Raw genomic sequence first — 10,636 nt, 5'->3', positions numbered from 1 at the left:
AAAGCAAGGGCGCCCCGCTGCTGCCGACCGTGACCGCCGATGCATCGTTCACGCGCAACCTGTTCCCGGAAACCACCATTTACCCGCCACCATACGGCGGCAGCTGGTACAACGAGAAAAAAGCCTTCCTGAATCTGGGCTACGAATTGGATCTCTGGGGCAAGAATCACGCCGCGCTGGCGCAAGCCGTGTCGCAACAAAAAGCGGCCGAAGCCGCCGCCCAGGAAACCCGCCTGGTGTTGGCCAGCTCGATCGCCTCGACCTACAACCAACTGGCGACTGAATACGCGCTGCACGATATCGCCCAGCGCACGGTCAACCAGCGCGAGTCGCTGCAAAGGATCACCGCCGACCGCGTCAAGACCGGCCTGGACACGCAGATCGAACGCAACCAGTCGCAAGGCAGCAGCGCCGAAGCACGCGCCCAGCTGGTGCAAAGCGAAGGCCAGATCACGTTGACGCGCCAGCAGCTCGGCGTGCTGATCGGCAAAGGTCCGGATCGCGGCCTGCAAATCGCCGCGCCGCGCATGGCCACGCTGATCACGCCGGAACTGCCGGCGCAATTGCCGCTGAACCTGCTGGGTCGGCGCCCCGACATCGTCGCGGCGCGCTGGCAGGTGGAAGCCGCGACCAGGGACATCGACGTCGCCAAGGCGCGCTTCTATCCCGACATCAATCTGTCGGCGATGATCGGCTTCGACTCGCTGCTCAATTCCAATCCGTTCACGGCCTCCAGCAAGAGCATTGCGTTCGGTCCTGCGATCAGCCTGCCGATCTTCGAAGGCGGCGCCCTGCGCGCCAACCTGAAGGGATCGTATGCATCGTACGACATGGCGGTGGCGTCGTATAACCAGACGCTCAATGAAGCCTACGGCGACGTCGCCAGACAGATCACCGGCATCCGCTCGATCGACCGCCAGTTGCCGATCCGCCGCGAAGCGCTGGCGTCGTCACAACGCGCCTACGATCTGGCGCGCGAACGCTATCGCATCGGACTGACCTCGCAACTGGTAGTCCTCAACGCCGAAACTGCCCTGCTCGGCCAGCAACAGGCGCTGATCAACCTGGAAGCCAGCAAGCGCAACCAGCAGATCGGCCTGTTCAAGGCCCTTGGCGGCGGCTTCGATGCGCAGCAGGCGGGACTGGCGATTGTCACAACTGCCGCTCCCTCAAGCCCGGCTGCAACCAAGGCCCGATAATTTTGATCCAAGCGCGACGCAACCGCCCATGAGCGGCTGCGCCTCCCAGAAAAAACAAAGAAATACACGGAGTAATTCATGAGTGAAGCCCTTCCACAAAACGGCAACGCCGCCAACGCTGCCAACACTCCCAACGGTAACGGCAATGGCAAGCGCAAGCGCCAGTTGCTGCTGTTGACGCTGGTCCTGATCATCGTCGCCATCGGCCTGTTCCTGTACTGGTTCCTGCACGCCCGCTTCTTCGAAGAAACCGACGACGCCTATGTCGGCGGCAACGTCGTGCAGATTTCGGCGCAGGTCGGCGGCACCGTCACGGCGATCAAGGCCGACGATACGCAAGTCGTCAAGGCCGGCCAGCAACTGGTGTCGCTCGACGCCGCCGACACCAAGCTCGCCCTGGCGCAAGCCGAAGCGGCATTGGCCCAGGCCGTGCGCCAGACACGCCAGACTTTCTTGAACAACGACACCCTGGCGGCCAACGTGACCGCAGCTGAAACCAACCTGGCGCGAACCCGCGACGATCTGCAGCGCCGCCAGGCCGGCATCGCTTCGGGCGCCGTCTCGCAAGAAGATCTGGCGCATGCGCAGGACGCCGTCAAGAACGCCAACGCATCGCTGGAACAAGCCCGCGCCAGCCTGGCCGCCAACCGCGCCCTGACCGATCACACCAGCGTGACCGAACATCCGAACGTGCTGCAGGCGGCCACCCAGGTGCGCAATGCTTACCTGAACTACGCCCGTGTGAACATCGTGGCGCCGGTCTCCGGCTTCGTCTCCAAACGCTCCGTGCAACTGGGTCAGCGCATCGCCCCGGGCAATCCCCTGATGGCCATCGTGCCGCTGGAACAGATCTGGATCGACGCCAACTTCAAGGAAGGCCAATTGAAGCACATCCGCATCGGCCAGCCGGTTGAAGTAATCGCCGACGTCTACGGTTCCAGCGTCAAGTACAAGGGCACCGTGGTCGGCTTCTCGGCCGGCACCGGCGGCGCTTTCTCGCTGCTGCCGGCGCAGAACGCCACCGGCAACTGGATCAAGGTGGTCCAGCGCGTGCCGGTGCGCATCGCGCTCGACCCGCAGGAAGTCCAGGCGCATCCGCTGCGCGTGGGCCTGTCGACGACTGCCACGGTGGACATCCACGGCGACGGCAAGACCCTGGAAGCCGTCCCCACCAACTTCCAGACCGATGTCTACAGCGACCTCGGCAAGCAAGCCGACGAGATCGTCGAGCGCATCATCAGCGACAACGCCAGTGGCTTGCCCACCCAGGCGACGTCGAAGAAGAAGGCCGCCATCGTCGTTCCTCACACCTGATCGGACGCATCCTCCATGGCGAGCAGTCCTCAAACCTATACACCTCCACCGCCGCTGACCGGCGGCAAGCTGGTGCTGGGCACCTTGTGCGTGTCGCTGGCGGTGTTCATGAACGTACTCGACTCGTCGATTGCGAACGTGGCGATCCCGACCATCTCGGGCAACCTCGGCGTCTCGATCGATGAAGGCACCTGGGTCATTACCTCTTTTGCAGCGGCTAATGCAATCTCGATTCCGCTGACCGGCTGGCTGACGCAGCGCATCGGCGCGGTGCGCCTGTTCGTTTCCTCGGTGCTGCTGTTCGTGCTGGCATCGTGGCTGTGCGGCCTGGCGCCGACACTGCCCATCCTGCTGGGCGCACGCGTCCTGCAAGGCCTGGTGGCCGGACCGATGGTGCCGTTGTCGCAATCGCTGCTGCTGGGGGCCTACCCCAAGTCCAAAGCCTCGTTTGCGCTGGCGCTATGGGGCATGACCGCCGTGGTCGCACCGGTGGCCGGGCCGGCGCTGGGCGGCTGGATCACCGACGCCTATACCTGGCCCTGGATCTTCTACATCAACATCCCGGTCGGCTTGCTGGCCGCCGGCATGACGATGGCGATCTACAAGGATCGCGAAAGCCCCACGCATAAACTGCCGATCGATACCATTGGCCTGCTGTTGCTGATCACCTGGGTGGCGGCGTTCCAGATCATGCTCGACAAGGGCAAGGACCTGGACTGGTTTGCCTCGCCGACCATCGTGACGCTGGGCATCATTGCGGCGGTGGCCTTCGCCTACTTCGTGATCTGGGAGTTGAACAACGACCATCCGGTGGTGGACTTGCGCCTGTTCGGCAGGCGCAACTTCTTCGGCGGCACGGTGGCGATCTCGATCGGCTACGGCGTGTTCTTCGGCAATCTGGTATTGCTGCCGCAATGGCTGCAGCAATACCTCGGCTATCGCTCCATCGACTCGGGCCTGTCGACCGCGCCGATCGGGATTTTCGCGGTGATCCTGATGCCGCTGATCGGCAAGTTCCTGCCGCGCATGGATGCACGCAAGGTGGCCACGGCGTCCTTCGTCGGCTTTGCCTGCGTGTTCTTCATGCGTTCGCGCTACAACCTCGAAGTCGACCAGTGGACGGTCATCTTGCCGACGCTGCTGCAAGGGATTCCGACTGCGATGTTCTTCGTGCCGCTGACGGTGCTGCTGCTGTCCGGCCTGCCGCCGGAACGCATCCCCGCCGCCGCCGGCCTGTCGAGTTTCGTGCGCGTATTCTGTGGTGCGATCGGCACTTCGGTGGCAACGACGGCATGGAACAATCGCACCATCGTCCATCATGCCCAGTTGACGGAACATGCCACGCCCTACAGCACGGCCTTGCAACAAATGTTCAGCAATCTCACCGGCAATTTCGGCATGAGCACCGAGCAGGCCACCGGCCTGATCGAGCGCAACCTGAACGCGCAGGCGGCGATGATCGGCATCAACGACATCTTCTGGCTGTCGGGCGTGATTTTCCTCGTGATCATTCCGGTGATCTGGATCATCAAGCCGGCCAAGGGCAATGCGGGAGCCGAAGCGGCGGCGGCGGCGCACTGATCCGTCGCCATCGTTCGCGCAAAGAAAAAGCGCTCGTTCCTTCACGGAACGAGCGCTTTTTTATTGCTGCCGCAAACAGATCAGGAAGACAAAATACGGTGATGAAACCGCAGGTGATCTTCCATGAAGCTCGAGATGAAGTAATAACCATGGTCGTAGCCGTCATGCCGGCGCAAGGTCAACGGCTGCGCAGGCGGCTTCGAATTCCTGCGGCAACAATTGCTCCGCGAGGAATTTGTCGGCCAGCCCCTGATCAACCAGGATGCCTTGCGGGAACGGCGTCACAGCCTTGCGCATGAGCGCGCTGGCGTCATGCTCCAACCAGGCCGAGCGGTCGCTTCCAAGATAATTGCCGAACGCCTTCTCGCCCCAGGGACATTGCGACGGCGCCGCGATCGGTGCGAACGCCGACACCGAGCGGTAGACGTCCGGATGGCGCAACGCCAGCGTCAGTGCGCCGTGACCGCCCATTGAGTGGCCGAACACGCCGGCGCGTGCAGCATCCGCCGCAAACTCTTTCACGACCAGCGAACGCAGCTCCTGCACCACGTATGACTCCATGCGGTAGTGCTTGCTCCACGGCGCCTGCGTGGCGTCGAGATAAAAGCCGGCGCCGACGCCGAAGTCCCAGGAGTCGCTTTCACCAGCGATATTCGCCCCGCGCGGACTGGTGTCCGGCGCCACCAGCATGATGCCGAGTTCGGCGGCGACGCGCTGGGCGCCGCCCTTGATCATGAAGGTTTCTTCCGTGCAGGTCAGGCCGGCCAGGTAGAACAGCACCGGCACCGGTCCCTGCTTCGCCTGCGGCGGCGTGAACACGGAAAAGCGCATCGACAGGCCGATCTCTTGCGAGTCGTGTTTGTAGAAACCCTGCACGCCGCCGAAACAGGCGTGCTCGCTCAGCAATTCCGATTCCGATTCCGGCGCCATGTCAGAACTCGACGACGGAGCGAATGGATTCGCCGCTCTTCATCAGGTCGAAGCCTTCGTTGATGCGTTCCAGCGGCAGCTTGTGCGTGATCAGGTCGTCGATGTTGAGCTTGCCCTCCATGTACCAGTCGACGATCTTGGGCACGTCGGTGCGGCCGCGTGCGCCGCCGAAGGCCGAGCCCTTCCAGACCCGGCCGGTGACCAGCTGGAACGGACGCGTGCTGATTTCCTGGCCGGCTGCGGCCACGCCGATGATGATCGACTGGCCCCAGCCCTTGTGACAGCACTCCAGCGACTGGCGCATGGTGGTGGTGTTGCCGATGCACTCGAAACTGTAATCGGCGCCGCCGTCGGTCAGGCCGATGATGGCGTCGACCACGTTGGAAACATCCTTGGGGTTGATGAAGTCGGTCATGCCGAATTTGCGCGCCATGGCTTCACGGCCCGGATTCAGGTCGACGCCGATGATCTTGTTGGCGCCCACCATCCTGGCCGCCTGGATCACGTTCAGGCCGATGCCGCCGAGGCCGAATACGACCACGTTGGCGCCCGCCTCCACCTTGGCGGTGAACAGCACCGCGCCGACGCCGGTGGTGACGCCGCAGCCGATGTAGCAGACCTTGTCGAACGGCGCATCTTCACGGATCTTGGCCAGGGCGATTTCCGGCACCACGATGTAGTTGGAAAACGTCGACGTGCCCATGTAGTGGAACAGCGGCTTGCCGTCCAGCGAAAAGCGGCTGGTCGCGTCCGGCATCAGGCCGCGGCCCTGGGTCGAGCGGATCGCCTGGCACAGGTTGGTTTTTTGCGAGAGGCAGAACTTGCACTCGCGGCATTCCGGCGTGTACAGCGGGATGACGTGGTCGTCCTTCTTCAGGCTCTTGACGCCCGGACCGACATCGACCACCACACCCGCCCCTTCATGGCCGAGGATGGCAGGGAAAATACCTTCGGGATCAGCGCCCGAGAGCGTGTAGTAATCGGTATGGCAAATGCCCGTGGCCTTGATCTCGACCAGTACTTCGCCGGCCTTCGGGCCGCCCAGCTCGACTTCCTCAATGGTCAATGGTTTGCCGGCTTGCCAGGCGACTGCTGCTTTGGTCTTCATGAATGTCCCTTTGATCTGTTGATGGAAAATGTCGGCGTACTTATAGAATTCATCGGCATGCACTGGCGTATCGGAGACGCCTGTGCGGCGTATTGCGAACGGATCGCATTCCAGGCCACCCCCTCTGCACAAAAAACAGGCAACTGGGACGCCTTCCGCCGAAGGTCCGTATTATCGCATTGCCGGACGGAATTGGTTTGCAAGGAAATAATTGTCCATCGCTCAAGGAAGCAGAACTTTGTCCGTAAACGACCTGTCTGCATCTGACTGACAAATCAGCGACGGATGACAAAGCATTTTGCTTGCGGTATGGTTAATCCATAAACAAGACGATTCACAGAAGAAATAGAACAGGATCGATCTTGGCAAGTAATATTCCTAGCGGACAAGAACAATTACCGGGGGACACCGGTTTTGTTTTGATTAAAGCAACATCACTCAATACTGGCCAAATGGGAAAAGGGATAAAGTCGCTAGGAAGGGCAACCAGTACTTTACGGACCTTGCTTTTTTTTGTGGTATTCGTCATCGCCGTCATCAGCGCTCAGACTTGGTGGGAAGTCGAGCAGGACCGGCAACTCACGATCGCCTCCGAAAAAAGCAGCTCCATGGTGGCCGTACGCAGCGTCGAAGAACACGCGGAACGTATCCTCATCGATATCGACCACATGCTGGCGTCGACCGCGCTGGCCATCCAGACCGCCGACCAGCACATCCTCGACGACGACGTCGGCCTCTATCAGTTGCTGGCCGATGAAAAGCAGGCGCTGGCGCCGGTGCAGTCGCTGCGCTTCGTCGACCTGACCGGCGTCAGCCGCGCCAGCTCCATGCGCGTCGGCGCCACCGAGATCGAACTCAACGACCTGCAATTGCGCGAGGTCGACGCCAATCCTGCCCTGCCGCACTACTTCGTCGGCATGCTCGCCAGGAGCCGCTACAACCAGGAACTGGTGCTGCCCGTTGCGCGCAACCTGTACATGCGCGGGCAACACGTAGGCATGATCGTGGCCGAGCTGCGCGTGGCCTATTTCTTCGACTTCTACAAACGCATCACCAATTACCAGGCCATCGTCTCGCTGCGCAAGGACGACGGTTCGCTGATGATCCGTTCGCCGTTCGAGGCAGCCTGGCTGGATAAAAGCCTGCGCGACGCCAAGAGCATGGTCTATATCCGCAACGGCCCGCCCGAAGGCGCCTTCGAGGAATACTCGGCGCTGACCGGCGAATACCTGCTGTTCACTTACAAGAAAATCCCCGGCGCGGGCATGGTCGCCGTCTACGCACGTCGCATGGATGACGTGCTCTCGCCATGGAAGAGCCGCACCCTCAACCGCATCCTGCTGTCGATCGGCATCAGCGGCTTTATCGTACTGGCGCTGATCGCCTTCCTGATCTATTACAACTACAAGCAGAAGCGCGACGACGTCCTGACCGAGAGCGAGCACCGCTATCGCAAGCTGTATGAAGAAGGCAACGATCCCATCGTCCTGCTCAGCCCGGACATGCTCTACATCGACTGTAATGCGGCCGCCGTGAAGTTCTTCGGCGTTGCCGACAAGCAGCGCATCATCGGCAAGAAGGTCGGCCTGTTCTCGCGCCAGAGCGCCCTGCAGTTGCAGCAGCCCGACATCGCCGAGCTGATCGAAAAAGCCATCGCCGGCGAACCGCAACAGTTCGAATGGGTCACCATTCGCCGCCACAAGATCATCTACACCGACGTCACCATCAATCGCACCGAACTGGACAAGGGCTTTGCGATTTTCGCGATCCTGCGCGACATCAGCGCCCGCAAGCGCGCCGAACTGTTGCAAGCGACCCAGAACCGCATCCTGCATCTGGTGATGACCGACGCCGACCTCGAAGACATCCTGAAAGAAATCGTGCTGTTCGCCGATTCGCAGATTCCGCAAAGCATCTGTTCCATCCTGATGCTCAACGACGACAACACGCATTTCTCGGCGATCATCTCGGCGCGCCTGTCGGACCGCATGCGCCATGGCTACATGAGCATGCCGATCGCGCACGGCAACGGCGCCAGCAGCGAGGCTGTCCTCACGCGCACGCCCTACGTCGTCGGCGATATCCACACCGATCCGGTGATGAACAACGCACGCCAGTTCATCCATCTGGAAGAATTCCCGTCCTGCGGTTCCTGGCCGATCATCGGCAAGGAAGGCCAGGTGCTCGGCGTATTCTCGGCGCTACTCAAGGAGCACGGCATTCCCAGCAGCGAATACCTGCACCTGACCGGCGTCGCGGCCGATCTCGCCAGCGTCGCCATCGAAAGCCGCAAGGCCGAAGAGCGCATCCGCCACCTGGCCCACTACGACGAACTGACCGGCCTGCCGAATCGCTTCCTGTGTACCCAGCACATCAGCAACGCCATCGCCCATGCCGAACACCGCGGCGGCCAGGTCGCGGTGTTCCTGATGGACCTGGATCGCTTCAAGAACATCAACGACACCTTCGGCCATGAAACCGGCGAAGCACTGCTCAGCGAAATCGCGCTGCGCTTCCGCCACTGCCTGCGCGAGCTGGATATCCTGGCGCGCGTCGGCGGCGATGAATTCATCGTCCTCGTCGACGATTACGACGACCCGCTGCAACTCGGCGAAATCGCCCAGAAACTGTTGTCGGTCGCGCGCAAGCCGTTCGACATCAGCGGCCACGAATGTCAGCTCAGCGCCAGCATCGGCATCGCCACTTATCCGACCGACGGCGCCAATGCGCAGACGCTGATCAAGAACGCCGACATCGCCATGTACCGCGCCAAGCACAACGGCAAGGACGATTACCGCTTCTACTCCGACGAAGTCAACACCCATACCGTCGAACGCATCGCGCTCGAAACCGAACTGCGCCGTGCGATTGAACGCCGTGAATTCGTGGTGCATTACCAGCCCAAGGTCGAGCTCGCCAGCGCGCGCATCGTCGGTGCCGAAGCGCTGGTGCGCTGGCAGCATCCGGTGCGCGGTCTGCTGGCGCCTGCCGAATTCATCGGCCTGGCCGAAGAGGCCGGCCTGATCGACCAGATCGGCCTGCTGGTGCTCGACAGCGCCTGCGCCGACATCGTCAAGCTCACCCAGCTGAACCTGCCGTTCGGCCGTATCGCCATCAACCTGGCCGGCAGCCAGTTCAACGACGACAACCTGCTGGCCGACATCCAGCGCGTGGTGCAGGCCCGCGGCGTATCCTCGGCCAGCCTGGAATTCGAGATCACCGAAAGCATGGTGATGCACAACCGTGAACAAGCCATCGCCATCATGGACGGCATCCGCGCGCTCGGCTTCACGATCTCGATCGACGACTTCGGCACCGGCTATTCATCGCTGGCTTACCTCAAGCGTTTCCCGGTCGACAACGTCAAGATCGATCGTTCCTTCATCACCGACATCCCGCACGACGCCAACGGCAGCGCCATCGTCCAGGCCATCATTGCGATGGCGCACGCCCTCAATCTCAAGGTCGTCACCGAAGGCGTGGAAACCGAAGTGCAGTTGCAAGCCTTGCAAGTATTCGGCTCCGATGAATACCAGGGCTACTTCTTCAGCCGCCCCGTCCCGCACGAGCAATTCGTGGAGATATTGCAGCGGCGCCATCCCGCCTGAACCCCTGCCGCATTCATCCCGGCGGCAGAAAATTCCCAATGCATGTACATTGACGCTTTCGTGTGTTTTCATGCTGTTCTTGTGTCGTTGCGCACGTTTTCCGCATAAGCAAATAGGAACTTTGTTGCACCTGCATCAACAAGTCCTCATAAAATAAGCCTGCTTCAAATCATTCATTCATGGGAGTCGTGATGGCACTGTCCTTCAAGAAAAAATTGCTTAGCCTGGCGTTCACCGGCCTGGCCGCCGCCGCCGTGCTGCCGCTGACCGCGCAATCGTCGCTGGCCGCCGAACTCAAGCTCGGCCTGTTCGCCGACGTATCCACGCTGGACCCGCATTTCAACAACATCGCCCCGAACATTTCGCTGTCGTCGCACCTGTTCGACGCGCTGGTCAACGTCGACGCGACCGGCAAGCTGATCCCTGGCCTGGCGGTCTCGTGGAAAGCGATCGATCCGACCACCTGGGAGTTCAAGCTGCGCCGCGGCGTCAAGTTCCATGACGGTTCCGATTTCACCGCCGAGGACGTGGTGTTCTCGCTCGACCGCCCCGCTACGCTGACCAACAGCCCCGGCCCGTTCACCAGCTACACCAAGCAGATCATCGGCAAGGAAATCGTCGATCCCTACACCGTGCGCCTGAAGACCGCGACGCCTTACGGTCCCCTCGCGCTGGACGTCAGCACCATCTTCATCGTCTCCAGGAAGGCGGCGCAAAACGCCACCACCGAAGATTTCAACAGCGGCAAGGCGCTGATCGGCACCGGTCCGTTCAAGTTCGGCAACTTCAAGCGCGGCGACAGCATCGAGCTGGTCCGCAACGACAATTACTGGGGCGGCAAGGCCGACTGGGACAAGGTCACCTTCCGCATCCTGACTTCCGACGGCGCGCGCCTG

At 61.6% G+C, this 10,636-nt stretch carries 6 protein-coding genes and 1 pseudogene; 5 read left to right on the top strand and 2 right to left on the bottom strand.

The window, feature by feature from the left end; all coding sequences use genetic code 11:
• The 3 genes from HLUSI_RS26550 to HLUSI_RS0102100 form a co-directional block, all read left to right on the top strand.
• On the top strand, window positions 1-1,199 hold a 1,199-nt coding region (locus tag HLUSI_RS26550; RefSeq protein ID WP_016832391.1), incomplete at its 5' end, for an efflux transporter outer membrane subunit.
• A 78-nt stretch (window positions 1,200-1,277) separates the two neighbouring features.
• Complete coding sequence (locus HLUSI_RS0102105) at window positions 1,278-2,513, top strand: HlyD family secretion protein (protein ID WP_016832390.1); 1,236 nt, start codon at window positions 1,278-1,280, stop codon at window positions 2,511-2,513.
• Window positions 2,514-2,528: 15 nt separating this feature from the next.
• On the top strand, window positions 2,529-4,094 hold the full coding sequence (locus tag HLUSI_RS0102100) for a DHA2 family efflux MFS transporter permease subunit (RefSeq protein WP_016832389.1): 1,566 nt from the start codon (window positions 2,529-2,531) through the stop codon (window positions 4,092-4,094).
• 80 nt (window positions 4,095-4,174) lie between these two features.
• Here HLUSI_RS0102100 and fghA read toward each other — a convergent pair.
• Window positions 4,175-5,024: pseudogene (gene fghA / locus HLUSI_RS26545) on the bottom strand (S-formylglutathione hydrolase).
• Window position 5,025: 1 nt separating this feature from the next.
• Window positions 5,026-6,132, bottom strand: a complete 1,107-nt coding sequence (locus tag HLUSI_RS0102090; protein WP_029363022.1) for an S-(hydroxymethyl)glutathione dehydrogenase/class III alcohol dehydrogenase — start codon at window positions 6,130-6,132, stop codon at window positions 5,026-5,028.
• Window positions 6,133-6,584: 452 nt separating this feature from the next.
• Between HLUSI_RS0102090 and HLUSI_RS0102085 the strand changes: the two genes are divergently transcribed.
• Window positions 6,585-9,740 (top strand): EAL domain-containing protein, encoded by a 3,156-nt coding sequence (locus tag HLUSI_RS0102085; RefSeq protein ID WP_029363021.1) that lies wholly within the window; start codon window positions 6,585-6,587, stop codon window positions 9,738-9,740.
• A 191-nt stretch (window positions 9,741-9,931) separates the two neighbouring features.
• The coding region (locus HLUSI_RS0102080) for an ABC transporter substrate-binding protein (protein ID WP_016832386.1) at window positions 9,932-10,636 on the top strand (705 nt) is incomplete at its 3' end.

The sequence above is a fragment of the Herbaspirillum lusitanum P6-12 genome (assembly GCF_000256565.1).
GTDB lineage: Bacteria > Pseudomonadota > Gammaproteobacteria > Burkholderiales > Burkholderiaceae_D > Herbaspirillum > Herbaspirillum lusitanum.
The sequence above is the reverse complement of the archived record's forward strand: the minus strand, read 5'-3'. Positions and strand labels throughout refer to the sequence as shown.